The 24,279-nt window shown below is 70.0% G+C and carries 44 protein-coding genes; 5 read left to right on the plus strand and 39 right to left on the minus strand.

Annotated elements, in window-relative coordinates:
- Positions 1–2: 2 nt before the first annotated feature.
- The 5 genes from ACFY0F_RS23505 to ACFY0F_RS23525 all read right to left on the minus strand — a co-directional run bounded on the left by ACFY0F_RS23505 (position 3) and on the right by ACFY0F_RS23525 (position 4,235).
- A complete protein-coding gene (locus ACFY0F_RS23505) occupies positions 3–1,397 on the minus strand; it encodes a phage portal protein (RefSeq protein ID WP_388797503.1) in 1,395 nt (464 codons plus the stop codon).
- Positions 1,398–1,412: 15 nt separating this feature from the next.
- Complete coding sequence (locus ACFY0F_RS23510) at positions 1,413–2,984, minus strand: hypothetical protein (RefSeq protein WP_388797506.1); 1,572 nt, start codon at positions 2,982–2,984, stop codon at positions 1,413–1,415.
- A complete protein-coding gene (locus ACFY0F_RS23515) occupies positions 2,965–3,156 on the minus strand; it encodes a hypothetical protein (RefSeq protein ID WP_388797509.1) in 192 nt (63 codons plus the stop codon). Before ACFY0F_RS23515 ends, ACFY0F_RS23510 begins: the two co-directional genes overlap by 20 nt.
- Positions 3,156–3,623: a hypothetical protein gene (locus ACFY0F_RS23520; protein WP_388797512.1), complete on the minus strand. Its 468-nt coding sequence runs from the start codon at positions 3,621–3,623 to the stop codon at positions 3,156–3,158. Before ACFY0F_RS23520 ends, ACFY0F_RS23515 begins: the two co-directional genes overlap by 1 nt.
- A gap of 387 nt (positions 3,624–4,010) precedes the next feature.
- Entirely contained in the window at positions 4,011–4,235 is a 225-nt protein-coding gene (locus ACFY0F_RS23525; RefSeq protein ID WP_388797515.1) for a hypothetical protein, read from the minus strand.
- Between the two features lie 429 nt (positions 4,236–4,664).
- Here ACFY0F_RS23525 and ACFY0F_RS23530 point away from each other — a divergent pair, with 429 nt between their 5' ends.
- Complete coding sequence (locus ACFY0F_RS23530) at positions 4,665–4,880, plus strand: hypothetical protein (RefSeq protein WP_388797518.1); 216 nt, start codon at positions 4,665–4,667, stop codon at positions 4,878–4,880.
- Here ACFY0F_RS23530 and ACFY0F_RS23535 read toward each other — a convergent pair.
- The 22 genes from ACFY0F_RS23535 to ACFY0F_RS23640 all read right to left on the minus strand — a co-directional run bounded on the left by ACFY0F_RS23535 (position 4,877) and on the right by ACFY0F_RS23640 (position 16,138).
- Complete coding sequence (locus ACFY0F_RS23535) at positions 4,877–5,176, minus strand: hypothetical protein (RefSeq protein WP_388797521.1); 300 nt, start codon at positions 5,174–5,176, stop codon at positions 4,877–4,879. The two genes, ACFY0F_RS23530 and ACFY0F_RS23535, sit on opposite strands and share 4 nt — an antisense overlap.
- Positions 5,170–6,270, minus strand: coding sequence for a hypothetical protein (locus ACFY0F_RS23540; RefSeq protein ID WP_388797523.1), 1,101 nt, complete (start codon positions 6,268–6,270; stop codon positions 5,170–5,172). The genes ACFY0F_RS23535 and ACFY0F_RS23540 overlap by 7 nt, the downstream gene beginning before the upstream one ends.
- Positions 6,271–6,297: 27 nt before the next feature.
- On the minus strand, positions 6,298–6,738 hold the full coding sequence (locus ACFY0F_RS23545) for a hypothetical protein (protein ID WP_388797525.1): 441 nt from the start codon (positions 6,736–6,738) through the stop codon (positions 6,298–6,300).
- Positions 6,739–6,802: 64 nt separating this feature from the next.
- Complete coding sequence (locus tag ACFY0F_RS23550) at positions 6,803–7,027, minus strand: helix-turn-helix domain-containing protein (protein ID WP_388797528.1); 225 nt, start codon at positions 7,025–7,027, stop codon at positions 6,803–6,805.
- A 98-nt stretch (positions 7,028–7,125) separates the two neighbouring features.
- Positions 7,126–7,791 (minus strand): hypothetical protein, encoded by a 666-nt coding sequence (locus ACFY0F_RS23555; protein WP_388797531.1) that lies wholly within the window; start codon positions 7,789–7,791, stop codon positions 7,126–7,128.
- A gap of 60 nt (positions 7,792–7,851) precedes the next feature.
- The gene (locus tag ACFY0F_RS23560) at positions 7,852–8,319 is read right to left on the minus strand and encodes a hypothetical protein (protein ID WP_388797534.1); all 468 of its coding nucleotides are present in this window, start codon (positions 8,317–8,319) and stop codon (positions 7,852–7,854) included.
- 13 nt (positions 8,320–8,332) lie between these two features.
- Entirely contained in the window at positions 8,333–8,938 is a 606-nt protein-coding gene (locus ACFY0F_RS23565) for a hypothetical protein (protein WP_388797536.1), read from the minus strand.
- A gap of 185 nt (positions 8,939–9,123) precedes the next feature.
- Complete coding sequence (locus ACFY0F_RS23570) at positions 9,124–11,184, minus strand: hypothetical protein (RefSeq protein WP_388797539.1); 2,061 nt, start codon at positions 11,182–11,184, stop codon at positions 9,124–9,126.
- Positions 11,185–11,190: 6 nt separating this feature from the next.
- Positions 11,191–11,658 carry a hypothetical protein gene (locus tag ACFY0F_RS23575; protein WP_388797545.1) on the minus strand — a complete coding sequence of 156 codons (468 nt, stop codon included), beginning with the start codon at positions 11,656–11,658 and terminating at the stop codon, positions 11,191–11,193.
- A complete protein-coding gene (locus ACFY0F_RS23580; RefSeq protein ID WP_388797548.1) occupies positions 11,655–12,953 on the minus strand; it encodes a hypothetical protein in 1,299 nt (432 codons plus the stop codon). Before ACFY0F_RS23580 ends, ACFY0F_RS23575 begins: the two co-directional genes overlap by 4 nt.
- Positions 12,954–12,975: 22 nt before the next feature.
- On the minus strand, positions 12,976–13,179 hold the full coding sequence (locus tag ACFY0F_RS23585) for a hypothetical protein (protein ID WP_388797551.1): 204 nt from the start codon (positions 13,177–13,179) through the stop codon (positions 12,976–12,978).
- Between the two features lie 99 nt (positions 13,180–13,278).
- Positions 13,279–13,482, minus strand: a complete 204-nt coding sequence (locus ACFY0F_RS23590) for a hypothetical protein (RefSeq protein ID WP_388797554.1) — start codon at positions 13,480–13,482, stop codon at positions 13,279–13,281.
- A 64-nt stretch (positions 13,483–13,546) separates the two neighbouring features.
- Positions 13,547–13,708, minus strand: a complete 162-nt coding sequence (locus ACFY0F_RS23595; RefSeq protein ID WP_388797557.1) for a hypothetical protein — start codon at positions 13,706–13,708, stop codon at positions 13,547–13,549.
- 89 nt (positions 13,709–13,797) lie between these two features.
- A complete protein-coding gene (locus ACFY0F_RS23600; protein ID WP_388797560.1) occupies positions 13,798–13,968 on the minus strand; it encodes a hypothetical protein in 171 nt (56 codons plus the stop codon).
- Positions 13,969–14,003: 35 nt separating this feature from the next.
- On the minus strand, positions 14,004–14,156 hold the full coding sequence (locus ACFY0F_RS23605; RefSeq protein WP_388797563.1) for a hypothetical protein: 153 nt from the start codon (positions 14,154–14,156) through the stop codon (positions 14,004–14,006).
- Positions 14,157–14,162: 6 nt separating this feature from the next.
- On the minus strand, positions 14,163–14,390 hold the full coding sequence (locus ACFY0F_RS23610) for a hypothetical protein (RefSeq protein ID WP_388797566.1): 228 nt from the start codon (positions 14,388–14,390) through the stop codon (positions 14,163–14,165).
- 42 nt (positions 14,391–14,432) lie between these two features.
- The gene (locus tag ACFY0F_RS23615) at positions 14,433–14,651 is read right to left on the minus strand and encodes a hypothetical protein (RefSeq protein ID WP_388797569.1); all 219 of its coding nucleotides are present in this window, start codon (positions 14,649–14,651) and stop codon (positions 14,433–14,435) included.
- Positions 14,652–14,819: 168 nt separating this feature from the next.
- Positions 14,820–15,038, minus strand: coding sequence for a hypothetical protein (locus tag ACFY0F_RS23620; RefSeq protein WP_388797572.1), 219 nt, complete (start codon positions 15,036–15,038; stop codon positions 14,820–14,822).
- A complete protein-coding gene (locus ACFY0F_RS23625; RefSeq protein WP_388797575.1) occupies positions 15,035–15,253 on the minus strand; it encodes a hypothetical protein in 219 nt (72 codons plus the stop codon). The genes ACFY0F_RS23620 and ACFY0F_RS23625 overlap by 4 nt, the downstream gene beginning before the upstream one ends.
- Positions 15,250–15,453, minus strand: a complete 204-nt coding sequence (locus ACFY0F_RS23630) for a hypothetical protein (protein ID WP_388797578.1) — start codon at positions 15,451–15,453, stop codon at positions 15,250–15,252. Before ACFY0F_RS23630 ends, ACFY0F_RS23625 begins: the two co-directional genes overlap by 4 nt.
- A gap of 5 nt (positions 15,454–15,458) precedes the next feature.
- Positions 15,459–15,707: a hypothetical protein gene (locus ACFY0F_RS23635; protein WP_388797582.1), complete on the minus strand. Its 249-nt coding sequence runs from the start codon at positions 15,705–15,707 to the stop codon at positions 15,459–15,461.
- Positions 15,704–16,138 (minus strand): hypothetical protein, encoded by a 435-nt coding sequence (locus tag ACFY0F_RS23640; protein WP_388797585.1) that lies wholly within the window; start codon positions 16,136–16,138, stop codon positions 15,704–15,706. The genes ACFY0F_RS23635 and ACFY0F_RS23640 overlap by 4 nt, the downstream gene beginning before the upstream one ends.
- Positions 16,139–16,729: 591 nt before the next feature.
- On the opposite strand from ACFY0F_RS23640, the gene ACFY0F_RS23645 reads away from it, so the two are divergent.
- The 4 genes from ACFY0F_RS23645 (at position 16,730) to ACFY0F_RS23660 (ending at position 18,703) form a co-directional block, all read left to right on the plus strand.
- A complete protein-coding gene (locus ACFY0F_RS23645) occupies positions 16,730–17,365 on the plus strand; it encodes an NUDIX hydrolase (protein WP_388797588.1) in 636 nt (211 codons plus the stop codon).
- Positions 17,362–17,784: an NUDIX hydrolase gene (locus tag ACFY0F_RS23650; RefSeq protein ID WP_388797591.1), complete on the plus strand. Its 423-nt coding sequence runs from the start codon at positions 17,362–17,364 to the stop codon at positions 17,782–17,784. Before ACFY0F_RS23645 ends, ACFY0F_RS23650 begins: the two co-directional genes overlap by 4 nt.
- Positions 17,781–18,314, plus strand: coding sequence for a GIY-YIG nuclease family protein (locus tag ACFY0F_RS23655; protein ID WP_388797594.1), 534 nt, complete (start codon positions 17,781–17,783; stop codon positions 18,312–18,314). The genes ACFY0F_RS23650 and ACFY0F_RS23655 overlap by 4 nt, the downstream gene beginning before the upstream one ends.
- A gap of 134 nt (positions 18,315–18,448) precedes the next feature.
- Complete coding sequence (locus tag ACFY0F_RS23660) at positions 18,449–18,703, plus strand: hypothetical protein (protein ID WP_388797597.1); 255 nt, start codon at positions 18,449–18,451, stop codon at positions 18,701–18,703.
- A gap of 50 nt (positions 18,704–18,753) precedes the next feature.
- Here the strand turns inward: ACFY0F_RS23660 and ACFY0F_RS23665 are convergent, their stop codons facing one another.
- From ACFY0F_RS23665 to ACFY0F_RS23720, 12 genes are all read right to left on the minus strand, one after another.
- Entirely contained in the window at positions 18,754–18,996 is a 243-nt protein-coding gene (locus ACFY0F_RS23665; protein WP_388797601.1) for a hypothetical protein, read from the minus strand.
- A 17-nt stretch (positions 18,997–19,013) separates the two neighbouring features.
- Positions 19,014–19,298: a hypothetical protein gene (locus ACFY0F_RS23670; RefSeq protein ID WP_388797604.1), complete on the minus strand. Its 285-nt coding sequence runs from the start codon at positions 19,296–19,298 to the stop codon at positions 19,014–19,016.
- Positions 19,299–19,437: 139 nt separating this feature from the next.
- Positions 19,438–20,070 carry a hypothetical protein gene (locus ACFY0F_RS23675; RefSeq protein WP_388797607.1) on the minus strand — a complete coding sequence of 211 codons (633 nt, stop codon included), beginning with the start codon at positions 20,068–20,070 and terminating at the stop codon, positions 19,438–19,440.
- A gap of 46 nt (positions 20,071–20,116) precedes the next feature.
- The gene (locus tag ACFY0F_RS23680) at positions 20,117–20,494 is read right to left on the minus strand and encodes a hypothetical protein (protein WP_388797609.1); all 378 of its coding nucleotides are present in this window, start codon (positions 20,492–20,494) and stop codon (positions 20,117–20,119) included.
- 14 nt (positions 20,495–20,508) lie between these two features.
- The gene (locus ACFY0F_RS23685) at positions 20,509–20,811 is read right to left on the minus strand and encodes a hypothetical protein (RefSeq protein ID WP_388797612.1); all 303 of its coding nucleotides are present in this window, start codon (positions 20,809–20,811) and stop codon (positions 20,509–20,511) included.
- Entirely contained in the window at positions 20,804–21,298 is a 495-nt protein-coding gene (locus tag ACFY0F_RS23690) for a hypothetical protein (protein ID WP_388797615.1), read from the minus strand. The genes ACFY0F_RS23685 and ACFY0F_RS23690 overlap by 8 nt, the downstream gene beginning before the upstream one ends.
- Positions 21,295–21,516, minus strand: a complete 222-nt coding sequence (locus ACFY0F_RS23695; protein WP_388797618.1) for a hypothetical protein — start codon at positions 21,514–21,516, stop codon at positions 21,295–21,297. Before ACFY0F_RS23695 ends, ACFY0F_RS23690 begins: the two co-directional genes overlap by 4 nt.
- Positions 21,517–21,568: 52 nt before the next feature.
- Complete coding sequence (locus ACFY0F_RS23700; RefSeq protein WP_388797621.1) at positions 21,569–21,820, minus strand: hypothetical protein; 252 nt, start codon at positions 21,818–21,820, stop codon at positions 21,569–21,571.
- Positions 21,821–22,049: 229 nt separating this feature from the next.
- Positions 22,050–22,940, minus strand: a complete 891-nt coding sequence (locus ACFY0F_RS23705) for a hypothetical protein (RefSeq protein ID WP_388797624.1) — start codon at positions 22,938–22,940, stop codon at positions 22,050–22,052.
- Between the two features lie 78 nt (positions 22,941–23,018).
- Positions 23,019–23,414 carry a hypothetical protein gene (locus ACFY0F_RS23710; protein ID WP_388797627.1) on the minus strand — a complete coding sequence of 132 codons (396 nt, stop codon included), beginning with the start codon at positions 23,412–23,414 and terminating at the stop codon, positions 23,019–23,021.
- 40 nt (positions 23,415–23,454) lie between these two features.
- Positions 23,455–23,721, minus strand: coding sequence for a hypothetical protein (locus ACFY0F_RS23715; RefSeq protein ID WP_388797630.1), 267 nt, complete (start codon positions 23,719–23,721; stop codon positions 23,455–23,457).
- Positions 23,718–24,245, minus strand: a complete 528-nt coding sequence (locus ACFY0F_RS23720) for a hypothetical protein (protein WP_388797633.1) — start codon at positions 24,243–24,245, stop codon at positions 23,718–23,720. The genes ACFY0F_RS23715 and ACFY0F_RS23720 overlap by 4 nt, the downstream gene beginning before the upstream one ends.
- Positions 24,246–24,279: the final 34 nt, after the last annotated feature.

Consider the following 24,279-nt stretch of genomic DNA (forward strand, 5'->3'; position numbering starts at 1 on the left):
GCTCAGCCCCCGTCGGGCGCCGGTGCAGCGGCCAGCGGATCGGTTGTCGCGTTCGGCTTGGGGCCGTACTCGGCCGCCAGATCGCCCGACATGGCTGCGGTGAGGGCGTCCTCGTTGAGCTGCCGCCAGCGCTCGATCTCCTGCGGAGTGGCGCCCCACCGCTCCCACAGCACCTCGCGCGGAACGCCGAGTGTCGACATTTTCACCAGGGCGTCGACGAGCTCGCCCTCGGTGCGCCACTCCGGGCTCTTCCATACGATGCGGGCCTGCGACGAGGCGAACCCGGCCAGTCGCATGGTGCGCTCCAGGCCTTCTTCGAGGAACCGGCGCCGCTGGTAGATCTTGTGGATGAGTCCCGCCTCGGCCGCCTTCAGGGCCTCCGCCGACAGGTTGGTCAGGCTGCCGAGCAGGTAGTGCGGCGGGGTGGAGGTGATGGCCGCTACGTCGCGGACGTCCTCCTCCTTGGCCTTCAGGTAGCCGGTCAGGTCGGCTGCGGCGAACTGGCCGAACTTCGCGCCGGGGTCCTCGGCGACGAGGATCTTGTTGACGGCGACGTCGAAGGGCTCGATCTCCTGCCCGTTCTCGTCGACCGGGATCTCCAGCCCTGTCGCCCACTTCGCCGGAAACGCCGCGGCTTCCTGCGTCATCATCCGGTCGGAGAGCGTCTTGTTGATGCGGTCCTGGATGCCGGTCACCGACCGCAGTTCCGACGCCCCCGGCTTGAGCATGCGCGGCCGGTTCGCCAGCTCCCCGAAAGGCACCTCCCCCAGGACGTTCGCAGCGCCCCACGGCTCCCCTGGCACCTCGCGGCGCTCCCACTGCGGCCTGCCGGTGCTGCCCGTCTTCGGCTCGGGCGCCTCGAACTTGTAGATCCACTCCGGCAGATAGACGGTGCAGCAGAGCTTCGCTGTCCAGTCGTCCACCCACAGCTTGAGGGCTGCCGCCGGCTCCCCCGGCGCGTCCGGCCGGTACTCCACGATGACCTGCGTAGGGTGCTCCGGCGTGATGCGGAATCCGCCCGAAGGTGTCGGCGACACCATCAGGTAGGCCGTGCCGTGGATCGCGGCCTCAAGGAACGCCAGTTGCGAGCCGCCGTCGAGGTTGTTGTCCTGCCACAGCGCCCAGGCCTCCTGGTCGCGGTCACCCTCGACGTCGGACTGGAAGCCGGCGACCTCCAGGCGGCCGACGAAAGCATCCACGACGAGTTCGCAGTAGTTCGCCCGCGCCATCTTCAGCAGCCGCCTAAACGGCGCGCGAGCCCTCTCATGCAGGTGAGGCAGCGGGTGCTCGCACTCGTAGTAGTCGTCGAAGACCTTCGTCTCGTTCGACCGCTTTACGAGCTTGTCGTACAGGCGGTCTCGCCACCACTCCGGGGACTGGACTGCGAACTCGGGCATCCATCCCCCTCTCGGTCAGAATCCGCGCGCTCTGCGCTTCTTCGGGCGGGCAAGGCCGGCAGCCACCGCATCCCCGGCGGCCTCGTGGGCGAGGATCGAGCACATGGCGAGGTCGATCTTCTGCGACTCGGAAGCCTTCTTCAGCAGGTACCGGCCCGCCGGCCTCGCCGCCTTCCGGGCGTTGCGGACGTGCTGACCAGCCCACTGACAGCCGTCGTGCCGGAACGTCGAGTCTCTCTTCGTTACGTCTGTCGCCAGACGCTCTGCGGCACCGTGCATCTGGGCGATCCGGTTCGTGTACCAGCGGGTGACGACCTTCTCCCCGTACCTCTCGGCGAGCGTGTCCGCCTCGGTCTCCCAGTACGGCGGGTCAAGGTAGGCGCGCACCACTCGGTACGTCGAGAACACCTCGTCGAACGCGGCCATGACCTCGAGCCGCGGTACCTGGCCGCCCCAGTCCGCCGGATTCCAGACGGTTGGTCGCGAGTCCGGGCCGTAGGTCGGCGTGAACTGGTAGCCGTCCAGGGTCTCGAGGCGGATGCCGGTCCAGTCGTCGATGTCAGAGCCGTCGAAGCCCAGCGTCACCGCGGTGCCCGGCTCCACCTCACGGGGTTCCCGCCGCAGTTCCCAGCGGTCGCCGTCGATGTACGCCCCCGTACCGGCCACGATCCGGTTGAGGTAGAAACGTTCGGCCTGCGCCGGATCCTTTTCGGCGATCTCGACGAGCTCGCCGTCGATCCGGTCGAGATCAACCCACCCTCCGGCGAGCACGGAGGAATCGCCGTAGGCGACGCGCAGCGCCTTGTGCCGCTCCCGCTTGTTCGCCAGTGATGCCGGCGCCGGGATTCGGTGATCGCGGTACACGTCCTTCACGGACGCCTCCGCGGTGCGTTGCGCGACGCTCTGCTCCGACGGGTCCCACGCATTCGTCGTCTCCACCGCCCGGCCGCCCGTGCCGGACAGGTTCCGGCGCTGGGTCTCGGCGAGTTTCCAACCGCCGTTCGCCTCCAGCCACGAGTGCGTCTCGTCCTGCACGGCGAATGTGATCCGCTGGCCAAGGCGGGCCCGGCCGGAGCTGGTGACCGGCTCGATGCGACCGCCGCCCGGCACGTTGATGCGGGTCTCGCCCGTGTCGGGGATGAACTCCGCTAGCGGACCCTCGTCGATCATCGGCACCAGCGCGCGGTACACGTTGTCCGTCTGATCCTCGGAAGTGGCCGCGATCTGGATCCATGGCGTCTCCCACGCCCGGCCCACTGGCTCCCCATCCGCGTCCCAGCCAGCGAACCTCACCGGCCCGGCCGCCTCTGCGCACACCATCGCGCACGTCAGCGGGCCCTTGCCCCACTTCTGCGGACGCACCAGCTGGCTACGACGGTAGTGCCAGGACGAGCGCCAGCCGTCCTCGGTGGCGTCCGGCCGCAGCCGGTAGTGCCAGGCGAGGAACGTCCACATCTCGTCCGTGAGCAGGTACGGCTTGCCGATGTCGTCGCCGTCCGGAATGACGCAGTGGGCCTCGATCCACTCCCCCACCAGCCAGCCCAGCGTGGGGAACTCGCCCGGATGGTCAGGTCCCCGCCACGGCATCCGCAGACACCTTGCTCAGGTCCACGTCGCCCTCGAAGATGAGGACGTGCTGGATGCCCAACTCCCGCATCTTGCGGGAGAAGCGTTCGACGTCCTCAGGTTCAACGAAGGCGTCGCCGACGTTGCCGAGGACGAGGATGTCGCCGGGTTCCAACTTCACCAGCTGGGCCATCACGATCCTCCTGCGGCTTCGGAGTCGACGACCCGCAGCCGCTGCCGGGCCGTCTTTTTCCGAGCCGCAGCAGTCGTGCGCTCCTGCCGCTGCTCGGCCACCTCATCCGGGGCAACCTCCCAGCGCAGCCGCAGCATCGCCAACGGCGTCAGCCCCAGCCGGTCACCCAGCTGCCGGGCCTCCTTCGAGGCGTCCAGGTCACCGAGCTCAGCCTTCACCTTCCAGCGGACGTACTGGGCGACCTCACGAGTCCAGCCCAGCCGCTCCCAAGCCACCGCCTGCGGCGTCGCCCACAGATCCCGCCACAACTCGGCCTCCAGGGCGGCCGTAGCCTCGATCTGCTTGTCCAGCACCGTCGCCGCCGACTGCGCACCGTCCAGCTTCCGCTGAACCGCTGCCCGCTGACGGCCCTGCAGGTCCGGCTCCAGCAGCTGCAGCTCGTACTCGTCGGCCTGACGGCGAGCCATGTCCCGCTGCGTAGTGGCGACCACGTCGTCTATCAGCGGCCACTTGGGTGGAGTGCCCTGTCGGCCGCCTGCCGGCAGTCGGGTCATCGCGACGGTGGCGTTGCGCCTACGCCGCTCCCCGGCCGGCTTGGGAGGAGGTCCCATACCTGCCATGACTGATCATCTCCAAGTGCCGTTGCGGCACGTCGGCGCCAGCCGTTGCGGCGGACGCTGGGTCACACTGAGTCATCGCGGACCGTGATCTTGGACTTCCCAGACCCGTACAGACGGCCAGCCACCTCCCCGGCGGTCCCCCGGAAAATCTTGGAAGGGGGGTCCCCCCACCATGATCGTCACACAGTGTCACGCCGAGCCGGCCCGGAGACCAGGGGCGATGGCACGGGGTGGTCACTCCCAGACGTAGACCGTGCCGTCTTGGACCGCCCGGTGCTGCCGGTCGGCCTCGCCGGCACCCTCCTCGATGCCGTGGCCGGCGTCCTTCTGACAGGCCAGGTGGGCGAGGAGCGCCAGGTGATGCGGGGTGCCGCACTTGGGCGTCTCGCCCTTGGCCTCTTCGGTGGTCGTCGGCTCGGCTGTCGTGTCCTCTGCCGTCACCTTGGGCTTCGTGGTCATCGGTGCCAGCCTCCTGGCTGCTCGCGGGCCGTACTGCTGCTGTGGCACGGGCCGCACAGACCGCGGCCACGCTTCGGGTCGTCAGGGTCCAGGCCCTGGGCGACCAGGTCCCGTCGACTGAGGGGCCAGTGGTCGGCGTGCACGCTCGGCCGGCCGCACGGCTGGCCGTGTCCGTGACCCTCGTCGGTGCACACGCAGCGCGGGTCACGGGCCAGGACGGCAGGCCGGAACCGGGTCTCGTGCTGCCGGCCATAGCCTCGCTGCCTGGCCGAGCCTCGCCGCTGCTCCGCCTCACGCCTGTGCTGGTCGCACCTGCCGCCACCCTGCGTGTACTCGGGGCACCCGGGGACGGTGCACACCCGATATCCCCCACGTCTGGGCATGGCCGCCTCCGCATCGGTACGGTGTCCGGTCTTGGGGGTGGTGAGCGTGAAGGCAGATGCAGCGCTCGGTGTGTTCGTGGTGGGACTGGCCGTGCTGATGATCGGCGTGGTCAAGGAGTTCAACCTGACCCTGCTCGTGATCGGCGGCCTGCTGATGCTGGGCGCTGTGGCTGCGACAGCACGGCAGCGGCGGACCGGGCCGGACCCGGAGGTGACGCTGCAGCCTGGCGGCGAGAGCCGACCGTGGCGCAGGCGCCGCTAGCTGACGCTGAGGTAGCCGGCCATGCGGACGATGTCCTCCGAGCCAGGTGGGTCGAAGGACAGCCAGACCCGGTAGTCGCCTGGAGCCAGGGTGATCGCTCCGCCATCCGGTCCGATGAGGAGCCGAGCCTCGGGCCCACTGGTCCACTCCCCCGTCTTCCAGTCCGAGGTGCCGGGGTTGGTCCGGACGTGCACGGGCAGGATGGCCAACTTCGGCGGGCTGCCGGTGATGTCGACGCCTGCGGGTGCGGTGACGGGGACGTGCAGGTACTCGGTAGAGGTAGCGGGGATCACCACGGTGCGCCCACCTCCCACCTGCCGGGCTCGGGCGCGCCCACCGCGTAGGCCGCGCCGTAGGGTGCACCGACGGCGATCTCGATGTCCACGTCCGGGCCAGCCGCGGCGAGACCCCGCGCGCCAGCAACCTCCACGGCCGGGACCAGCGCGGAGGCCTTCGCTCCTGTCAGCGGCTGCGCCGCCTCCAAAGTGGTCGCGGCATCGAGGCTTCGGCTCACGGCGGACGTGAAGGACTGGGCTGTGACGGTCTCTGCCACGGCGGGCAACGGCGCGTCCTTCTCCCCCGCGAGGGCCTGCGCGGAGGCGGCTTCCAGCGCGGCGCCGAGCGTGGCCGTCTTGCTGCCAGCCAGGGACTGCACCGTCTCGGAGACTGCTGCGCTACCGAGGGAGGCCGTCTTGACGCCGAGGAGCGCCTGCGCAGTCTCCAGCGCGGATCCGGTCGCCAGCGCCTGGGTCTTCGTGCCCGTGACCGGCTGCGCGTCCTGAGCGGCGGCGGCCGGGGCCAGCGAGCCCGCCTTAGCACCGGTCACCGACTGCGCGGTCTCGGTGCTACTGGCGAGCGTGAGGGACGCGCCAGCGGTGATGTCCGCGGCGGAGAAGTCGTCGTACTTGATCGAGCCGGACGACTCCGAGCGGATGCCGACGCTGGTGCCGCTCGCCACGTTGGTGTCGGTGACGCTGACGCGCTGGACACCGTTGACGAAGCCCTTGATCGTCGTGCCGACGGCCTGCACCTTCGCGACGTCGCCCGGTGCGGCGGGGGCCGTGTAGGTGCCGATCACGCTAAAGCTGCCACCAACGACGCTGAACAGATCCCAGCTCGTGCCGTTATTTCGCCACAGGTAGCCCTGCGAAATGTTGCTGTTGCCGCGGCACCACACGCCCTGACTCACCGCAGCAGTAGCGGCGATTGTCACCTGGGCGTAGTGGTCGGAGGTCGCCATCGCGCCCGCGGCCCGCAGGATGATCGTGCCGCCTGCCGCTCCCGGCGAGAGCTGCTGGGAGACGATCGACCAGTCTCCCGAGACCTCGACCCATCCGGATCCCAAATCGGTGCTGTTCGCGCGGTTGAAGTCGTCGCTGAAGCTCGCCATGCCTGCTCCCAGCAGAGCCGCTCGCCGTTATGCGGAGGAGCTGGCCCGGGCGAAGTCCGCGATCGTCAGGGTGAAGTTGCTGCCGTCGGGGGTCATCGACACGTCATGCTTCGTCATCGGAATGATCGCCGAGTCCGCCGAGGCCGTGTCCGGCTTGTAGCAGATGACGACCGCGCCGATCGCCGAGCCGGCCGTCGCGGTCCAGGTGACGTCGTCGCAGTCGATCGCCACCCTGTCGGCGGCGTTGTCGACGGTGACCGTCACGTTCGACAGCGTCTTGCGGCCGAGCGTCGCCTGCTCCGTCGCCCCCGCCTTGACCGCGGCGAGCGTCGCGTAGTCCCGCATCGTCGCATCGGAAGGAAGGCCTGCCGCCGCGAACGGAACCATGATCAGGGAGTCGGCTGCGGCGGGCAGATCCCCATACTGTGCGAGGCGCCCGAGGGCGACATTGAAGACGATGTTCGCCATCGTGGTCCTCCATACGGGCGTCAGGGTCCCGCCGTCCGGGAACGGGTTCGAACGGCGGGACGAACTAGGCGGCGCGGGCGGCCTCGCGCTCGGCGAGGATCCGCTTGACCTCGTCGAGGTCGGGCCGGTTGTAGAGGCCGGGAACACCGCGGCCTTGACTGGGGATTGCGGCTTCGAGCAGCCCTCGGTGCACCCACTGCCGGATGGTGGATTCGCTGACTCCGGCGTATTCGGCGGCCTGCTTGGGGGTGAGTAGATCGCGCGGGTACAGGTCGTAGAGGCGGCTCATTACACCCCCTGACATGCGAAAACCCCCGCCAGGTCTCGGCGGGGGCTCGTGTTGTTTTTGGGCGCAATGCGCTCAGGCACCCTTAGTGTTACAGCAGGTCAGCGGCTATGGCAAGTAGATCCCGATTGGAGATCGGCGGCGTCTTCGAACATGCGGCGCCCATCGGTGATGGATACGCCAAGCTGTTGAGGGATTCCGTGACGCTTACGCACGGCCTTGATGTGCTGCAGCAGTTCGTCGCTGGGGTGGAAGTACTCGCTCTTGGCGCCGCGCTGATCCCTGCCGTAGCGGTGCTCAGCGAACTGCTGGTGCCGCTGGTTCTCCAGGCTGTAGCTACCGGGTTCGATGGCCAGGATTTCGTCCGGCATGAGGCTGCGCATGCGAGTGACGAATGCCCTGGTGGTTCCGATCTTGATGAGGTTGCCGCGTCGCACGTAGTACACGACCCCGTCAGGCTGGTCGTCGAGGAGTTTCTGGAAGGCGATACTGGCGTCGTTGGCGGCCCTGGCCTCTTCCAGGTCTTGCTCCTGCTTTGCGCGTTTCTCCATGATCCGCTCGTGCTGGAGCCGGCCAAGCTTCACGGCAATCTCGGCGGTCTCCGCGGTCACCGCTATGCCGGTCAGTTGGAAGTCGCGGAAGACGTAGAGGATTTGCAGCTTGGCGGGGTCGTCCCGGTCGACGTACTTGAGGTACTTCGTCCACGGGCCCTGCACGGCCCGGTGCTGCTGTTCGTGCTGGGGAATCAGCGGCCTACCCTGCGCCACACTGCTCTCCTTCGCTCGGTCTCTTGATTCTCCTAGCCGCCACTGACAACAGGCCGCCGCTCACTGCTGGTTGGTGGTCTTGGCCCACACGCCGCGGGTGTGGCTGTGGACGTTGCGCTGGTCCTGGTAGACGGTGCCTTCGTAGTGGTGGTGGATCTCCGGCGGTACGACGTCCTTGGCCCGTCGCAGGAGTCGGGCGATGGCCAGGATGGGCACTGCGATGGCGGCGGGTGCGCCGCAGATCATGCCGATGACGGTCGGGTCTGCGTGCTCGGAGGCCACGAGGATCGCGGTGGCGACCAGGCCTGGCGGCACGGTGGCGAGGCTGCAGTACATGACCGCCCTGGTGATCTCGGTGGTGCGCGGGGACATGGTCGGCGTCTCGCGCTGCGGTGTGGGAGGGCTGGTGCTCTCACGTCGGGCCTCGTGGACGAGGTTGTCGATGGCGGCTTGGATGACGGCGTCGGTGAGCGGGTTGGTGGCCTGCCCGGCCGCGGGGGCGGCGGGCGGCTCGGGCAGGACGGTCATGGCGGTTGGTCTCCTAGTCGATTTCGCCGGTGCCCAGGCAGACGGAGCAGCGGACGCTGGTGGTGTCGTGCAGGTGGGTGTCGAGGACGATGTAGCCGTCTTGGCAGAAGGGGCAGCGGTTGACGGGCTCGGGCTGGTAGTCGGGGTCGGGCTGGTGGCCGCCGGCTTGGAGGCCCCAGGCGGCGCCGATCGCGGCGGCTTTGGCAGCGGCTGCAGCGTTGGCGACGGGCTTCTTGGCGGCGTGGATGGCCTTGCGTTTCTGCCGCCGCACCATGGGCTTGATCAGCTTCCGCCAGTAGATCCGGCCGATCGCCTTGACGTCCTCGGGGGTGAGCTCGGGGTGGAGGATCCCGGCGAGGACCGAGCCGCCGATGGCGATCTCGAAGGTGTCGACGTCGCAGGGGCGTTCGCGGCCGGTGCGGGCGGCGAGGATCTGCTTGAGGTCGTTGACGGTCAGGAACCGGTCTTCCCAGCTGTGGTAGTTGCTGCAGCAGCCCCAGGCCGGGAAGCCATCGAAGATGCTCCGGCCGTCGAGGGTGAGGGCCGCGGTGCCGCACTCGGGGCAGCCGTAGGGCAGGTCGTTGAGCGTCATCGCGATGACCTTGACCTCGACGGTCATTTCGGGATCTCCTTCGTTTTCCGGGTCGTGATGCGGGTTGTGATGGGTCGTGACTGTGCAGGTCAGAGTCGTGATGGGGGTCGTGATGGGTGGTGACGGGGTCACAGCCTCGAGCGGGCTATCACGACCCCGTCACGACCTGCGTCACGACCCTGACCTGCGGCGTCACAACCCCGTCACGACCCTCAGGCGGCGTCGGCGAGGCTCTCGCCGGTGATCTGCTTGATCGTGTCGAGTCGGTAGCCGCGGGCCCCGCCGGTGACCTGAACGGTCGCCATGTCGATGTCCAGTCCCATGGCGTCGACAGCCTTCTTCAGTTCGGCGGACACCCGCTGGGCGGCGGTCCTGCGGGACTTGATCTCGTCGTCGCCGAACAGGTTGAGCGCCCAGGTGTCCGGGTCGTGACCGGCGAGGTACTCCCAGATCTGCAGCGTCGACAGGAATTTCGGGTCGTCGGCTGCGGCGAACGCACCCCGGACCATCATCACGATCTTCGGGAGGTCGGTGCGGAGCCTGTCGGCTTCTGTGGCTCCGAAGTGGTCGATGCCTGCCGCGGCGAGGGACTCGGCGTCCACGGTGGGGCGCCCGGCAGCGGCCCGCTCCCGTGCCCGGCGTCGGCCTTCCTTGCCGTCGAGGAACAGGAACTTGTGCTTCAGCGGTTCCCTGCTGCCGCAGCCTCGGATGTAGGCCTGGGAGGCGTCGCGCAGGTCGTCGCCGACGGCGTCGCCTTCGGCCGGGTCGAGGCGGTCGGGCCGCCATCCGTCGCCGATGGCGCCGGCTCCGAAGACCTGGACGACGTCCTGGTGCCTGCTGGGGCCGACGATCTTCAGGGCGATCGAGTCGGCGATGGCCTTACCGATAGCGTCCTTGGTGGCTTCCTGCGCGGCCAGAACGAGTTGCACACGGCTCTTGCGGCCGGTCTGCAGGATCTTGACGGCGAGTTCCTTGGCCCGGTCGGACAGCTGCGGGTACTCGTCGATGAACAGGACGATCGCCGGCCGCTCCGGGGTGGGCTCCCAGTTCTCCTTCATGCCGAGCTTGTGAAACAGGGCGGGCCGCGCCTTCGCGATCTTCAGTGCCTGGTCGAGGATCGCCTCGATCTCCCCCATGGCGTCGAGCCCGATCGCCCGGACACCGAGGGCCTCGGCGAGCGGGGCGAGACCGTTGCCGCCGGGGTCGAGGTCGCCGACGAGGACATCGGAGCAGGCGGTCAGCGTGTCGGCGAGGGTCCGCAGGATGACGGACTTGCCTCCGCCGGAGGAGGCGATGACGATGCCGTGCACGCCGAGCATCGACACGTCGAAGGTCTTGCCGTCCATGCGGTAGGCAACGATCTGCTTGTCCCGCATGCGGCAGCCGTTGGGCTTCCGCTCCGGGGCGCCGGGCATCTTCGCGAACGGGTCGGACTGGACGAGGCGGAGGACGACCCGGCCGCGGGAGGCCCGGACTGGCTGGCAGAGCAGGCCGTTCTCGGGCAGGTCGAGCGGGGTCTCGAGGTCGGGGGCCTTGGTGACGATGTCGGCGGGCTTGCCCTTGGCGAGGTGGACGGTGACTTCCCAGCCCCAGTCGTGGCGCCGGTTGGCGTCGACTTCCTTCACCTGGATACCTTCGGAGGCGAGGGCGCGGCGGACGCATTCGGCGGCCTCGGTGCGGGTGCGGGCGTCGGCGATGGGGAACGGGTCGCCGTCCTCGCCGTGTACCTGCACCGTGCCGGGGTCGACGCCGCGGGGCCGGCCCCGCCATACCCCGGCGGCAACTGTGGCCATCGCGTACAGGGCGGTGATCCACAGGCCGCCTTCGACGACGCCGTAGGTTGCGGCTGCGGCGACCGGGGCGGCGCCGATTCCGCGGGTGATGAGGTAGCGGTTCCGGCGCTCCTTCAGTTGGGCGGTGCGCCGCTGCACGACCGCCTCGGCCTGAGCCTCCTTGGTCATGTCGCCCTTGGACGCCTGCACCTGGGCGCGGGCCGTGCGGATCATCTGCGGGTAGTCGCCGACCATCTTGTCGTGCTCGATGCGGGCGATGTGCCACCAGCCGCGCGCGGTCCAGCCGATCCAGATGACCGTCGGGTGGTGGCCGACCGCGCTGGCGGTCCGCCGGGCGAGCGCGGCCTTGGAGTGGATCCAGGCGGGCAGTTGCCGCTGTGGGGTGGCGGGCTGCTTGTTGACGGCCGTCGGAACCGGGCCGGGCGTGGCCGGCTGTACGGGCACGGCCGCGGACTGCTGGGTCGTGGTCGGGGTAGCCATGACGGGTCAGTCCTTCTTCTCGATGGTCCGCTCGAGGCGGGCCTGCGTGCGGGCGACAGGGTGCGGGGCGGGTGCGTCGCCGGGAGTGCGGCGGGGCGGCGTGCCGCCGTTGTGGCGACGGCGGTCGACGGCTCGGCAGATCGTGGTGCTCAGGGCCAGCGCGGCAGCCTGCTCGCAGACCACGTCCCAAACCTCACGGGCGGTGATCAGGCCCAGGCTTGAGGTCTCGCTCCACCCGCCATATCGCATCTCGTTCTCAGTGAGGTAGTGCGGCACGTAGAGGTGAAACCTGATCTCGAAAAGGGTCGCCTGTTCGATCTGCCGGGCGAGGCTCCGGGTGGCAACGGCGAGGCTTCGGTAGGGCTCCCAGCCGCGTCGACCGAAGTACTCCAGACGACGCGAGTTGGAGGTGGTGCAGCCCACCTTCACCGCCCGGAATCCGGGGTGGGTCAGGACGTAGGCGAGGCCCGTCATTCGGACTTCTCCTCTGCCTTCCGAGCGGCCGTCTCGCGGCCGATCTGGCGCCTGGCCCCTTCGCTGTACGGCTGGGTGTCTCCTGCGCGACGGACGGGCGGAGTACCGCCGTTGTTGCGGCGTCCGTCGGGGGCTTCCGGGTCCCTCTTCTGGTGACGCTTGATTTGGGAATCAACCAGCGACAACGGACCCTTTATGGGCGCGTCGGCGACGGCCTTCATCCGCCACTGCGCGGACTGCGTCAGCTCCTCGATCTCCGGGGTGATGCCGACGACCTTGGAACCGGTGACGCGGTACCAGGCGTCGGCCCAAATCTGCTCGGTGACGACCGCGGATCCGCGTGCCGAACGCATCGCCTCGGCGATCTTCCACACTTGCTCATGGCCCGACTTCCGGTCAGCGTCCTTACGCTTCTGCTCCTCCTCGACGCGCCGCTGCTGCTCCGCCTTCTCGGCCGCCGCCTTCTCCTCGGCAGCCTTCTTCTCGGCCCGAGCCTTCTCCCGGGCGGCGTCCGCCTCAGCCTTGGCGCGGTCGACCGCCCGCTTCTCCCGCCAGGACGGGATGCCGTCGGCCTTCTGCGCGATGCCGTGCTCGTAGGCCATGAGAACGATCGGCCCGCCGAGGGAAGCGATGGCGCCGATCAGCCCCGCGTTGAAGCCGATGTCGGGGTTCGTCATGCCGCCGCGCAGGTTGATGGTGGCTGCGATCGCGGCGCCGAGCATGATGCCGATCCGGTACGGCAGCACATCCCGCCGGTGGGCGACGGCCCAGGCGGCACCGCAGGCGAGGACGAGCGCGAACCCTTCGAGCAGGGCAGGGGCGGCGATGAGGAACTTGCGGTGCGGGTCCCAGAAGTCGAGGAACTGCACCGGGGCGGCGATGAGGAGGCCAACGGCGTAGATCGCGCGGGCGCCCCACTTCCAGTACCGCTCGGACCGCTCCTGCTCGGCCGCAGCCTGAGCATCGCGCTCGGCCTGCTCGGCCTCGGCCTTCTTTGTCCGTTCCCCGTCGGCCTTCGCCTTGGCGGCCTCGGCCGCCTTCTTGGCGAGGTAGGCGTCGTGGTCGGCCTGGTCCTTCTCCAGCCGCATGCGCTTGCGCTCGTTGGCCAGGCGGAGCTCCTCGGCCTGCTCGGCGGCGAGGGTGCGGGCGGCGTCGGCTTCTCCCTGGGCCTTGATGCGGGCGCATTCGGCTTCGGCGGCGGCGCGGGTCCGGATCGCCTCCGCCTCGGCCAGGGCGCGCGGGTCGAACCGCGGCTCATGGCCGTTGATCTTCTTCTCGACGGGCACGGCGGTCACGGTCGATCAGTCCTTTCGTGCGTCAGGCGGTGGCGGTCTTGGCGGGGGCGGGCCGGTGCTTGAGCCAGGCGATGGCGCCGATGCCGAGCAGTACGGGCCCGGGAATCGCGGCGACGATCACGGCGATGCCGGCGAAGGCGGCGGCGATCGGGGCTGCGGCCGTAGGCCACAGACCGACGACGATCAGGTAGGCCGCGAGCAGCGACCAGCGGATGTAACGCTTCATGACGACCTCACTGGGGGTCGGAACGGATAGTGGGGGTCGGGTTTGGCGCCCCGGGCCGCATTCGATCCGGCGCCGTCGCGGCTGGGCCGGGGCTGGGGGTTAGCGGTGGCCGCCGCGCCAGCGGGACACCTTGTCGGCCGCCTTGTTCGCCGCGGCGTTGAGCCGCTGGTACTCCGGCGTCTCCTCGCGGATCCCGGCGGCCTCCTCACGGCGCTGGTTGGCGTGCAGGGCGGCGTCGGCCGCCTTGAGCGCCTTGACGTTGGCGCGGCGCTCGGCGCGGGTCTTGCCTTCGGTACGGGCCATCTCGTGTCCTCTCGGGTTGAGTCGGGTTGCTGTTCAGTGGGGCGGGCGGGCCGCGGGCTGCTGGTCAGCTGTTGCGGTTGCGCATCCGCTCGTTGCGGTTGATGGTCCGGTCGCGTTCCTCGGCCCTGGCCTGGGTGGGGTAAAGCTGGGGCTGGGTGTCGCCTTCGACGCGGTACTGCGTCTTGCCGTTGACGTCGACCTCGGTGATCTTGCGGGGCTTGGGCATGGCGGGGTCCTCTCAGATCGGTTGGCGGAGTCGCTGATCGCGGTTCCCCTCGACCGGGTCCGTGCGGGACGGGCCCGGCGGGCAGCCGGTCAGCTGAAGCGCTTGGTCTTCTCGCCGAAGAAGCCGTTACCGGGGGTGGTGGTGTGGCTCTTGTGGATGCGGGCGCCGCTTTCCTTGGTGCGGACGGCGGGGTCGTCCTTGGTGGTCGGGTGGCCGCAGGCCTGGCAGGGCTTGCCGGTCTCGTTCTTGAACAGGCCCATGACGGGCTCCTCTCTCGGGTTGGATTGACGGTCGGTCAGCGGGGCTGGTCGTGCTGGGTGCGCTGGTGCTCTTCGCGCTGCGCGTTCGCCTCGGCCGGCGTCGGCACCGGGCCGCTGCCCTTGCCGCAGTCGCACGACCAGTCGAAGGCGCGGCGGCCCTTGTCGCGGGTCGGGTGGACCGCCGCCACGGCGGTCTAGGCGGCGGCCGGCAGGTGGAGGCCGCGGATCTCGTCCATCAGGCGCGGCTCGCCGGGGTGGGCGGCGTCGAGGAGCTCGACCTCGTAGGCGATCTGGTTGAGCGTCACGACGTCGCCGGTGCGCAGGGCGGTCAGGTAGTCGGCGATGTAGCCGGCACGGACGGCGGCCTCGGCCTTGGCGACGACCGCCTCGAACGGGTCCTCGGAAGAGATCAGGGTGAGCATGGGCGTGGTCCTCACTGGTCAGATGGGGCTGGGGCGGGATGGTCAGGCGGTGGGGAGCTCGGTGAACGTGAACTCGGCGAACGTCACCTGGTCGGGCTCAATGCCGAACCGCTCGGCTGCGTCCCTGGCGATGGCGCCCTTCAGGCCGTCCGCCGTTGCAGGAATGGCCGTCTCGATGTGGCCGTGCCGGGTGGCGCGACCGAACGAACCGTTGATCGGAAAGTCGAGCACCGCGTTCACGGCGTAGACGTGCTTGGGCATGACTGATCTCCTCGGCTGGTCAATCCGGGATGGGAAAGGTGGTGCCGCGGGCGGTATGGGCGTGGGTGGCACCGCCCGCGGCCGATCGGGGGCCCTACTTGGGCCGGTTACTGCTCGCCTTGTTCAGCTCGGCGAGCTTCCTGCGCAGCTCCGCATACTCGGCGGCGGTCACGACGCGTCCCGTACCGCGCGCAGGTGACGGGCGCCGGGCCGGGGCTGGGGCTCCGCGGTGGCCGGTACGAACCAGTGCCCGAGACGCTGCCGGGTCACCGGGTCGGTGAACGTCACCAGCACCGACGGCGACTCACCATCCCAGGCGGGCAGGCCAGCCACGATCTCCTGCGCCGTCGCCTGCAGCAGCCGCAGACGCTCCCGCTCGCCGCTCACCGCTCGCCCCGCTCAGCATCGAGGGCGGCGAGCAGGTCGCGCAGGACGTGATGAAGGCCGACGGCCGCGCGGATCATCTCGTCCTGGTCGTGGATGTTCGCGCGGCCCTTCTCGTCGAGAACCCTCCAGGCCTGGCCGATGGCCTGCTGCAGCGGCGGGACACCGTAGTGCACGTCCTTCTCCGGGTCGTGCAACGGGGTGTAGGAGGCGGTCACGGCGCCACCACCACGAGGTAGCTGTCGGACTTGAGGTCCATGACGACCTCGGCGGCCAGGCCCTCACGGCGACGCTCCGCCGCGAACTCCTCCGCCGGCCACGAACCGCGCGGGCCACCGGCGGGGAAAGAGTCAAGCACCTTGCGCGGGGCACGGACGTAGGAGGCCAACTCATGGGCGCGGCGGTCCGCGTCAGACATGGCGTTCACCGGAACCACCGCCGCTTCGGCTTCGGCGGGTCCACCAGGGTCCGCATGTCGCTGTAGAAGCCCTCGTGCAGGCTCCCCCAGAACTGCCGCAGTTCCTCGGTCGGCGCCTCCACCGCGCAGACGAACGCCTCGTCCGCCAACTCGGAGAACAGCCGGATCCGGGACTCACGGTCCGACGCCGACGCCAGTACGGCAGCCAGCGAGGCGAGGTGGGTCGTCGTCGGGGTCGGGATGTCGGTGCTCATGCGGCACCTCGCATGTCCGCGATCAGATCGCGCACAGCCGCCAAACGGGCGATCGGGTCCTGTCCCTGAGGGACGACGACCAGCCGCTGCATCTCGTGGTGGACCATCGCGAACGCCACGAACCGCTCACGCAGCTTCGGGTCGAGGGCGGCGGTGTCCCACTCCTCCATCTGCACGCCGTGCTCGGCGAGGAGCGCCTGCAGCGTCTCGCGGGCCTCGTACTCGTCGGCCAGGCGCTCGAACTCGACCAAGCGCTCGCGGGCCGCGGCAACCATCTCGCGGAGGCGGGCCGGCGACACGTCGTCGAGGTCGTGCAGCTGCGGGTCGGTTGAGGCGACGAGGGACGGGATGCCGGTGTCGGCGTCCGTCAGCACCTCTGCCTCAAGGGTCAGGCTGACTGCACGCTCAGCGGGCAGTAGGGTATGACTCATGGTTCGGTCTCCTTGCTAGGGAAGGGCGGACCCAAGCCCCGCATTGGTGTTGGCGCACCAGGCGGGGCTGCCTCGTTTCCGGGGCGACCTTGTGGCTACAAACCTAGGCCGCCTTGTGGCCACAAAGCAAGCGGGCGCGCGAAGATTTTTGTGGCTACGAATGCGTGTCTGGTTCCTTGCCGCTCGTGGCCACAAGCGTTTAACCTCTGTGCTATGAGCCCCGACGCCGAGTACGACACCCCAAGACGCTTCCGGGCCTCGGATGACGAATGGGAGTCCTTCGAGGCTGCAGCGCGGGCGATGCATCCCACAGGACGGAGCCCCAGGGGCCAAGTCCTGCGCGAGTTCATGCGCTGGTACATGCGGCGCCCGGGTTCGAAGCTGCCCGAGCGACCGCCCATCGGACCTTGGTCCAAGCCGGCGTCAACGACGAGTGATTCAACGGCCGAGCTGCATTAGATCGCCTCCCTTGGTTCGGCGGGTTGGCTGTGCCCTTGAGTCAACTCGCCCGAGGCATGCGTCGCGACGATCCCGCGGTGCATGTAGCGCGGCAACTGCAGTGCAGTCACACACGGGAGGCCGGGGGCCTAGGTGGACGTGATCGAGACGTGGAGCGGTAGGCACGCCACGGCGCTCCAGGCCGCTATGAGGGCCACGAATGAGGAGTTCGCTCGTCTGCTCGGCGTGGCCGTCCGGACGGTCGCGGCATGGCATGCGACCCCGGCCACGGTCCCGCGCCGGGAGATGCAGCGGGCACTGGACACGCTGCATGAGCAGGCAACTCCAGCCGAGCGCCGTCGGTTCGATGCGCTGCTCAACCCTGACGGCGCGGCCCAGGCGCAGGCGATGCGCGTGGCCATCGCCGTGGTGGTGCGGGGCCGCGAGGTGTTGCTGGTTTGTCGCCGCGGCGAGGACTCCCTGTCGTGGCAGTTCCCGGCCGGCGTCATCAAGCCGGGCGGCAGCCCCAGTGCAGTTGCAGTGCAAGAGACGCTCGCCGAGACGGCAGTTCACTGCTCTGTGCGCGAGCATCTAGGCACCCGGGTCCACCCCGTGACGGGAGTCCTCGCCATCTACGAACTCTGCGAGTACCTGGCCGGGGAGGCGCGCAACGTCGACGCCGTGGAGAACCTCGACGCGGCCTGGGTGCCGATCGACAGCCTGACCCGATTCATCCCGACCGACCGGATCTACCCGCCCGTTCTGAAAGCACTGGAGGCTCTGGCATGACCGAGACGACGACGAAGCCGGGAATCTCCGCGGCGATCATCACCGATGGGGACCGCGTACTGATGGTCCGGCGCCGCGTGAAAGAGGGCGAGCTGTCCTGGCAGTTCCCGGCCGGCGGCATCGAGGACGGCGAGACGCCAGAAGAGGCCGCGGTGCGGGAAACGCTTGAGGAGACGGGCGTCAAGGCGGAGGCGATCCGGCTGATCGGTCAGCGGGTGCACCCGAAGACCGGGCGGGAGATGAGCTACACGGCCTGCCGCGTGATCGATGGGGAGGCGCACGTCGCCGATGCCGACGAGCTGGCCGCCGTCGCCTGGGTGACGCTCGGCGAGATCCCCGAGTACGTGCCCTACGGGCTGTTCGAGCCGGTGCAGGAGTACCTCGACAACACCATCGCCCACGCCGAGGAGGCGCATTGATCGACCTCATGGAAGACGACGAGCCCAACTTCATGGAGACGTTCGACCGTCCAGCCTGGTGGCACATCCGGCAGTGGATGTCCGCTCAGTCCAGCGAGTCGCTTCCGCGTCTGCCAGTCGACGAGAAGACGCGGCGGCGGGCCTACGCCCGAGAGGGCATTCCGTTTCCGGAGCCGGTGCGGGCTGTACCCCAGCCGATCCGCTCTTTCACCGCTCGTCCCCGCTCCCCCAAGTGGGTATCGGCCACCGGAAAGCCTCACACCTATCTGGTCGCAGCTGCGGGCTCTGACTTGGTGAAGATCGGTATTGCCAAGGACCCCAAGCGTCGGTTGCAAGTCCTCCAGACCGGGCAGCCGATGGACCTCTACCTGATGTGGTCCGTGGAGGGCGACTACGAGCAGGCCCTCCACCAGCGCTTCGCCAGGTACCGCCACCGCGGCGAGTGGTTCGACTTGCGGGAACTGGGCGACCCGGTGACCGTCGTAACGGATGCCATAAACGAGATCAAGGCGAACGAGCCCACCGCCTGACCTCAGCACCACCCGACGCCCCCGGCCCCGGCTGGGGGCGTTTCGCATGCGCCTGGTTCGCGCCCTTGTCGCTCCGCCTGCACTCCCTGACCGTGGACTGTCAGCGGGGTCGCACTGGACGCGAGGGGGACGACGTGAGGCGTTGGTGGAACGACACGGCGGGCCGGCTGCTGCTGCACGCGGCGGTGGTGCTGCACAGGACGGTGGCGGGCCGGGCTGCGCGGGAGCGGATGCAGGCCCGGCGGAATGGGATGCTGCGGGCGGCGAACCGGCGCGGGGTGCCGGTGGAGGAGCTGGCCGCGCGGATGGGGCTGTCGGCGGGCTGGATCCGGCAGGTGCTCGCCGGACGGAAGCCGGCCGAGCCGCCCGCGGTGGAGGAAGCCGCCTGACGGCATGCGTGAAGGCGCCCACCGCGGGTTGCGGTGGGCGCCTTCGTGGTTCAGCCGAGGTAGTCGATCTGGAAGATGTGCAGGGTCTTTGTCTGGTGCCCGAGGTAGATCACTACCAGGATGTCGCCGGTGACGAGGGTGCGCATGATCCCGTCGTCTTCGCCATACGGCTGGGTGGCTGCGAGGGGGTTGTCGCAGGCTGCGGCCAAGGCGAGGGCGAGGCGCTCGCGGGCTTCGTCGGGGAGGCCGTCCCAGATTGCCTGGTTTACGGCGTCGCAGCGGAGGGCGTACACGCCGTAATCGTGTCAGGTCAGGCGGCGCCGCGTGACCGGATTCGGGCAGCTTCCTCAAGAACACGGTCCGTGATGTCATGCCATTCGCCGGGGACGTCCCCGCCTGCCGCTTCGATAGCGGCGGCTTCCCGACCGCGCTTCACCGCGTCCAGTGTGCGCTGGGCGATGCCCTGCCACTTCGCGAACACGGTGAGCAGTTCGTGCGCGGGCGCTCGGTTGATCTCGCCAAGGAACCGTTGGGCGAGAGCAGGGTTGCCGAGGGCGTCGCGGATCGACTGGATGGTCCACGGCTCGCTGCTCATCGTCGCCTCCTGGCCCGCACAATTCTTGGAGCGTGATTTCACCGTAGCGCACAGCGCACACCCCCGTGGCGTGCGCACCTAGGAACGTTCCAAGGTGCGCCCACGGGCCGGCCGCCCTCAACGCCGCGGGCAGGTACCGCTAGGCCGCCCGCCTGGCTGCGAGCTGCAGGTCGAAGAGCGCGCGCCGGTCGTACTGGGTGCCGCATTTCTGGCAGCGTTTCCCGGGGCTCTCTATCGTGATCTTCAGGGTGGCGCCGCATTCGCAGGTGACGCCGAAGGACCGAGCTCCACGCTCGCCACCGGTCGCCGCCTCGCACTGCCGCCGCAACTGCGCGACCTCCCGGCTGAACTCGTCGAAGGCGCCATGGCTCTCCGCGGCCCACGGCAGGAGCACCCGGAGCCGCTTCACAGCCTGGTCCAGCTGCTGCTGCAGGTCACCCTCCCACCGCGGGTGCCGGTAGCCGAGCAGGTCGTGCCAGTCGACGATCCAGGTCTGCAGGACGGTGACGACTCCCCCGCGCGCGGCCAGCGAGAGCGGGCTGAGCCGCAGGGGCAGGGGTGCGGTGCGGCTGCCGGACACCGCCGGCCCTCCCGCACCGGAGCCGGGGTGAAGCGAGTCGGCGAGCCGCGCGTACAGCCCGTCCGGGCCGGCGAGCGCCCTCAGGTTCTGGTCGGCCCGGTCGGTGCAGCGGCGGCAGGTTTGCGGCTCGTCGTCGTAGAGGGCGGCCAGGCAGACGATGCAGATGCGGGCGGGGGCTTCGTCGAGGGTCACGGCGGTGCTCCTTGGTGCGGGCGGGGCGGGGCTCAGGGACGGCGGATCAGGAGAAGTACCGGTCGCAGAAGTCGTAGCCGTCGCAGTCGAAGTCGGACTGGCGGAGGCTGTCGTACAGGGCGCTGCCGTGGACGCGGCGCTCCTCGGGGTCGTAGGCCGTGTGGCTGCGCCCGTTCTGCTTGGCCTGAATCTTGGCGAGCAGTTCGTCGAGGGTGACGGTCCGCCCGTACTCGTCGCGGATCTCCCCGGACTTGGCGCGTTCGAGCCACAGGCTGTACGCCTGGTCGCGGGGCCAGTCAGCCTCGGCCTGGTGGAGGAATCGCCAGCCGCCGCTGCTCTTGCCGAGGTGGAGTTCCTCGGAGGCAGAGCAGTGCTCGCAGGCGTTGGGGCAGGCGGGGGTGTGGACGTAGTAGTTGATGCCCATGGTCACTGCTCTCCTCATAGGGTGGGTGTCGGGGTGAGTCCCTGCTGCGCGGCTATGGCGAGTGCCTGTCGGGCGAGGGCGACGGAGCGGCGTGGGATGGCGGTGACGTCGCGGCCGGCGAGGATGCCGTCGATGGCGGCGTGGGCGTTGACGTGGCAGGTGGGGCAGAGCGCGATGAGCGGTGTGACGATCGGCTTCCCGGCGTGCTCGAACCAGGATTTTGGGCAGACGTGGTGGGCTTGGACGATGGCGGCCTGGTGTTGGTAGAGGGCGCAGTTGTGCATGAGGACGGGGCCGCTGGCGGTCAGGTCAAGCATGGGGCTGCTCCTTGTCGGTCGTCTTCGGCCATGCGGTGGCGAAGCGGGCGCGTTCGTCTGGCGTGGTGGTGGCAGGCGTGGTGAGTACGCCGCCGCCGTTGTTGATCGGCAGCGTCCAGGTGCCGTCCTCTTGCTGCTCCCAGCCGTCGGTCGCTTGGGTCGCTGCCCCGGTCGGTGCGGGCTCGTCGAGGGCGGCGATGGTGTCGCACGGGTAGTCGCGGACGAGGCCGATGCAGCGGATGCCGTTCCAGCCGGAGCAGTGGGCGCAGATGAGGAATCCGGCGCGACTGATCGGCTGGTGTACGGCGCGGACGCGGGTGATGGCGGCTTGGAGTTCTTCGACGCGTCCGGCGTAGGAGCCGGCGGCGATGTCCGCGGACTCAGCCTCGGCGTGCCAGCGGGCTTCGGTTTCGGCCTGGTCGAGGCGGGCGTACAGCTGGTCGAGTTCCGTGTCGGTGATCGTGGATGCGGTCTTGCGGCCGGTCATACGGGCTGCTCCAGGGCGTATCCGGTGCGGCGGGGCTGCCCGTCGCGCGTGGTGGGCGACTCGTGGAGGGCGGCGGCGAGGACCCAGCGGGGGCGTTTACCGGTGACGGCGTCGACGACGTGGGCGCGGCTGCCGCCGGGGGCGAGGGACTTGATGCGGATGCGGGGGCCGCCGCGGGGGTCGCAGCTTCGGTACGTCTGGCCGGGTTCGATGGGCATGGGCTGCTCCGTGGGTGGGGGCCGCCCCGTGTGGGGGCGGCCGGGGGTCAGGTCAGGCGGCGTCTGCGGCCTCGTCGGCGGTGAACCGGAGGTCGCTGCCGGGGGCCTGCCAGCAGGTGCCCCAGGGCTGTTCGACGGCGACGAGGCCGACGCTGGCCGGGTCGACGCAGCGGCGGTCGACGCCGAACTTGCCGACGCGGTGCTTTTCGGCGGCGCTGTCGCTGTTGAAGGTTTCGTGGCAGGCGGGGCAGTGGGCGCGGCGGAGGCCGGTCCAGGTCTTGCCGCATTCGGCGTGGCTGTGCATTTGGGTCCTCGTTTCTGTGTGGGGCTGTGGCTGGCGTTCAGGGGGTTCGGGGTGGCTCGGGAGCTTCTGGCGGGGGTTAGGCCGTCTACGGCCCGCTATGAGGGCGGGAAACGGCAAGTTCGCCGGAGGGGCTGTGCGCGTCTCCTGCGGCCGTCTGTGGCCGCTGTGGGGCATCAGACGGGCGGAGCGGCCCCGGCTGCCCGCACGGTGACAGCCGGGGCGTGGCGGGTCAGGCGTCGTCGGCTGCCGCGGGCTGCTGCACCACAGGGGCGGGCCCGGCGCAGGTGCATCGCTGCCACGCGTCAAGCAGCGCCCCGCACGGCCCGTTGCCGTCGCAGATCCAGTGGCGGCAGGCGAGGCAGCCGGGCAGCGCACGCACGTTGACCGTGGTGGTGCGTTCGGCGATCCGGAGTTCCAGGTCGGGCATCATCTTCCGGCGCGCGGCGAGACGCTGGGCAGCGAACTCCGGGTCGGTGGTCACACCGCCGGCCTGCTCCCAGGTGCCGTCGGGCTGCTGGCTCTGGACGAAGTACTCGACGGTCTCACGGCGGCCGGGCGTCTCGGTGGCGGGCTGCTGCTGCGCCTCGGCGGCCAGTTCCTTCACCCGCTCGTGGATCGCCTCCCACGGCGCCCCGGTGCCCAGGTCGAGCGCGGTCGACAGGGCGAAGCGCCACCCTTCGAGGACGATCCGGCCCTCCTCGATCAGCCCCTGGTGGCCGACACGCATGCACCGCGCGCCCACCTTGGCCAAGCCCCGGTCCCGCTCGGCGTCCTGCCGCAGGACTTCGACCCGCGCGCGGAGACGGCCCACCTCGGTGAGCGCGGGCGGCGGCGTGACGGCGGCCTCGCCGTCCTGCCTGATCGCCCGGAGTGCGGCTCGTGTGGCGAGGCGGGCGATGGCCTGCGTGCTGCCGTCCGTCTCCTCCCACTGGCAGGTCTGCTCGCGGTACTCGTACACGGCCTGCTCGACCGCGGCCTCGACGGCGGCCGGGTCGGTCGGCGGGGCCGCCACGGCAGACGCGGCGGCACGCGGCCGGTCAGGGTTGAACAGGCAGGTGTCTGGGTCGATGCCTTCGCAGTTGCCGCAGAAGTGGGCGGCGGTCGGGTCGGTCTGGTTCATGGTCAACTCCAGAAGTGGGATGATCGGGGTGCCCGGCCGGCCCGCAACTCGACTGCGGGCCGGCCGTGGCGTTGGCGGTCACGCGGTGAGCCACTGGCCCCACTTGCAGCCGGTGCACAGCCACGCCGCGCCCTCGCGGAAGTCGTCGCTGTAGCGGGGGTCGTAGGCGACGGGGTCGCCGCATTCGGGGCAGTGCTCGGGCCGGCCGTGCGGTTCCGGGTCGTCGCCCTCGGGGACATCGTCGTGCGCCTCGGCCTCGTTCACCGGGTAGTCGCGGACCAGCCGGTACCCGGCCGCCTGGTACTTCGTCAGCAGGTGGTCGACGTCCGCTCGGCCACCCTCCCGCTGGTCGCCGTCGTCGGGTCCGCCGTCGACGCGGACCGTGTAACCATCGGTCCACAGGTCGATGGTGATCTCGTCGCCGTCGGGGTGGGCGAGCTGCCAGGTGTGCTGGACGTGGGCGTCGTCGGTCATCGGGGTCTCCTTGCTGGGGTGTGGGTGCGGGCCGCAGGACTCACGCGGGCCCGTCTGCGGGCCGCAGCTGCAGCGGCGGGGTGGTCGGCTTCTTCCGGGCGCCCGGGCAGGGGTAGCCGAGCGTGTCCCTGTGCATCGGCAGGCGGCCATTGGCAAGCGGCGTGAAGACCGATAGCCCGGCCGGGCACTTCTCGCGCGCCGGGCAGAGAACCTTGCCGACGAACGGCGGGTAGTCCGTGAAGCCGGTCTCCGCGGCGGCGCGCATTTGTCGCTGCTGGTCGGTGATGCCCCACTGCGGCGCGCTCACTGGTCACCGTCCTCGTTCGCGGCAGCAGCCGGGACAGCGGCGGGGGCGTCGATGCCGAGCGCGCGGAGGACGGCGTTCAGGACGGTCCCCGGGTCGGCGCCCTCCTCGCCGGCCGCGCCCTCGATGGCGTGCCAGGCCCGGCTGTACTCGGACTCGGTGATAGTGCGGGGCGTGGCGGCCTGGCGCTCCAGCTCGGCGACGCGGCCCTCGGCGGTGGCGGCGCGGCTGTGCATCGCGTTGTACACCGACCACAGGACCGGCTGCTCCTTGCCGTCCGCGTAGCGCTTCAGCTCCTCGGACATGGCGTTCACGTGGTCGTCGGCGCGGCGGAGTCCGGCCGTGTAGCGCTCACGCTCGGCGGCGAGTTCGGCGCGGAGGCGGCGGACTTCGGCGAGCAGCGCGGCAGCAGCGTCGGCGGCCGGGTGGGCGGAGCAGCAGGCGAACCCGGTCGGGACGTGCTGCTGGTAGGCGGTGACCGCGGCCTCGTACTGGGCGATCTGCTGGCCGGTAAGGGGTGTATTCACGTTGACTCCTGTCGGCGGGTTGGGCGGTGAGTGG

Origin of the sequence: Streptomyces sp. NPDC001544, from assembly GCF_042894285.1 — a bacterium.
Lineage (GTDB): Bacteria > Actinomycetota > Actinomycetes > Streptomycetales > Streptomycetaceae > Streptomyces.

Excerpts from the sequence above, each read along its gene's own strand:
- ACFY0F_RS23505 (WP_388797503.1), bottom strand. The coding sequence starts at position 1,397 with ATGCCCGAGTTCGCAGTCCAGTCCCCGGAGTGGTGGCGAGACCGCCTG.
- ACFY0F_RS23510 (WP_388797506.1), bottom strand. The coding sequence starts at position 2,984 with ATGCCGTGGCGGGGACCTGACCATCCGGGCGAGTTCCCCACGCTGGGC.
- ACFY0F_RS23515 (WP_388797509.1), bottom strand. The coding sequence starts at position 3,156 with ATGGCCCAGCTGGTGAAGTTGGAACCCGGCGACATCCTCGTCCTCGGC.
- ACFY0F_RS23520 (WP_388797512.1), bottom strand. The coding sequence starts at position 3,623 with ATGGCTCGCCGTCAGGCCGACGAGTACGAGCTGCAGCTGCTGGAGCCG.
- ACFY0F_RS23525 (WP_388797515.1), bottom strand. The coding sequence starts at position 4,235 with ATGACCACGAAGCCCAAGGTGACGGCAGAGGACACGACAGCCGAGCCG.
- ACFY0F_RS23540 (WP_388797523.1), bottom strand. The coding sequence starts at position 6,270 with ATGGCGAGCTTCAGCGACGACTTCAACCGCGCGAACAGCACCGATTTG.
- ACFY0F_RS23545 (WP_388797525.1), bottom strand. The coding sequence starts at position 6,738 with ATGGCGAACATCGTCTTCAATGTCGCCCTCGGGCGCCTCGCACAGTAT.
- ACFY0F_RS23550 (WP_388797528.1), bottom strand. The coding sequence starts at position 7,027 with ATGAGCCGCCTCTACGACCTGTACCCGCGCGATCTACTCACCCCCAAG.
- ACFY0F_RS23560 (WP_388797534.1), bottom strand. The coding sequence starts at position 8,319 with ATGACCGTCCTGCCCGAGCCGCCCGCCGCCCCCGCGGCCGGGCAGGCC.
- ACFY0F_RS23565 (WP_388797536.1), bottom strand. The coding sequence starts at position 8,938 with ATGACCGTCGAGGTCAAGGTCATCGCGATGACGCTCAACGACCTGCCC.
- ACFY0F_RS23570 (WP_388797539.1), bottom strand. The coding sequence starts at position 11,184 with ATGGCTACCCCGACCACGACCCAGCAGTCCGCGGCCGTGCCCGTACAG.
- ACFY0F_RS23575 (WP_388797545.1), bottom strand. The coding sequence starts at position 11,658 with ATGACGGGCCTCGCCTACGTCCTGACCCACCCCGGATTCCGGGCGGTG.
- ACFY0F_RS23585 (WP_388797551.1), bottom strand. The coding sequence starts at position 13,179 with ATGAAGCGTTACATCCGCTGGTCGCTGCTCGCGGCCTACCTGATCGTC.
- ACFY0F_RS23590 (WP_388797554.1), bottom strand. The coding sequence starts at position 13,482 with ATGGCCCGTACCGAAGGCAAGACCCGCGCCGAGCGCCGCGCCAACGTC.
- ACFY0F_RS23595 (WP_388797557.1), bottom strand. The coding sequence starts at position 13,708 with ATGCCCAAGCCCCGCAAGATCACCGAGGTCGACGTCAACGGCAAGACG.
- ACFY0F_RS23600 (WP_388797560.1), bottom strand. The coding sequence starts at position 13,968 with ATGGGCCTGTTCAAGAACGAGACCGGCAAGCCCTGCCAGGCCTGCGGC.
- ACFY0F_RS23610 (WP_388797566.1), bottom strand. The coding sequence starts at position 14,390 with ATGCTCACCCTGATCTCTTCCGAGGACCCGTTCGAGGCGGTCGTCGCC.
- ACFY0F_RS23615 (WP_388797569.1), bottom strand. The coding sequence starts at position 14,651 with ATGCCCAAGCACGTCTACGCCGTGAACGCGGTGCTCGACTTTCCGATC.
- ACFY0F_RS23630 (WP_388797578.1), bottom strand. The coding sequence starts at position 15,453 with ATGTCTGACGCGGACCGCCGCGCCCATGAGTTGGCCTCCTACGTCCGT.
- ACFY0F_RS23635 (WP_388797582.1), bottom strand. The coding sequence starts at position 15,707 with ATGAGCACCGACATCCCGACCCCGACGACGACCCACCTCGCCTCGCTG.
- ACFY0F_RS23640 (WP_388797585.1), bottom strand. The coding sequence starts at position 16,138 with ATGAGTCATACCCTACTGCCCGCTGAGCGTGCAGTCAGCCTGACCCTT.
- ACFY0F_RS23650 (WP_388797591.1), top strand. The coding sequence starts at position 17,362 with ATGACCGAGACGACGACGAAGCCGGGAATCTCCGCGGCGATCATCACC.
- ACFY0F_RS23670 (WP_388797604.1), bottom strand. The coding sequence starts at position 19,298 with ATGAGCAGCGAGCCGTGGACCATCCAGTCGATCCGCGACGCCCTCGGC.
- ACFY0F_RS23680 (WP_388797609.1), bottom strand. The coding sequence starts at position 20,494 with ATGGGCATCAACTACTACGTCCACACCCCCGCCTGCCCCAACGCCTGC.
- ACFY0F_RS23685 (WP_388797612.1), bottom strand. The coding sequence starts at position 20,811 with ATGCTTGACCTGACCGCCAGCGGCCCCGTCCTCATGCACAACTGCGCC.
- ACFY0F_RS23690 (WP_388797615.1), bottom strand. The coding sequence starts at position 21,298 with ATGACCGGCCGCAAGACCGCATCCACGATCACCGACACGGAACTCGAC.
- ACFY0F_RS23695 (WP_388797618.1), bottom strand. The coding sequence starts at position 21,516 with ATGCCCATCGAACCCGGCCAGACGTACCGAAGCTGCGACCCCCGCGGC.
- ACFY0F_RS23700 (WP_388797621.1), bottom strand. The coding sequence starts at position 21,820 with ATGCACAGCCACGCCGAATGCGGCAAGACCTGGACCGGCCTCCGCCGC.
- ACFY0F_RS23705 (WP_388797624.1), bottom strand. The coding sequence starts at position 22,940 with ATGAACCAGACCGACCCGACCGCCGCCCACTTCTGCGGCAACTGCGAA.
- ACFY0F_RS23710 (WP_388797627.1), bottom strand. The coding sequence starts at position 23,414 with ATGACCGACGACGCCCACGTCCAGCACACCTGGCAGCTCGCCCACCCC.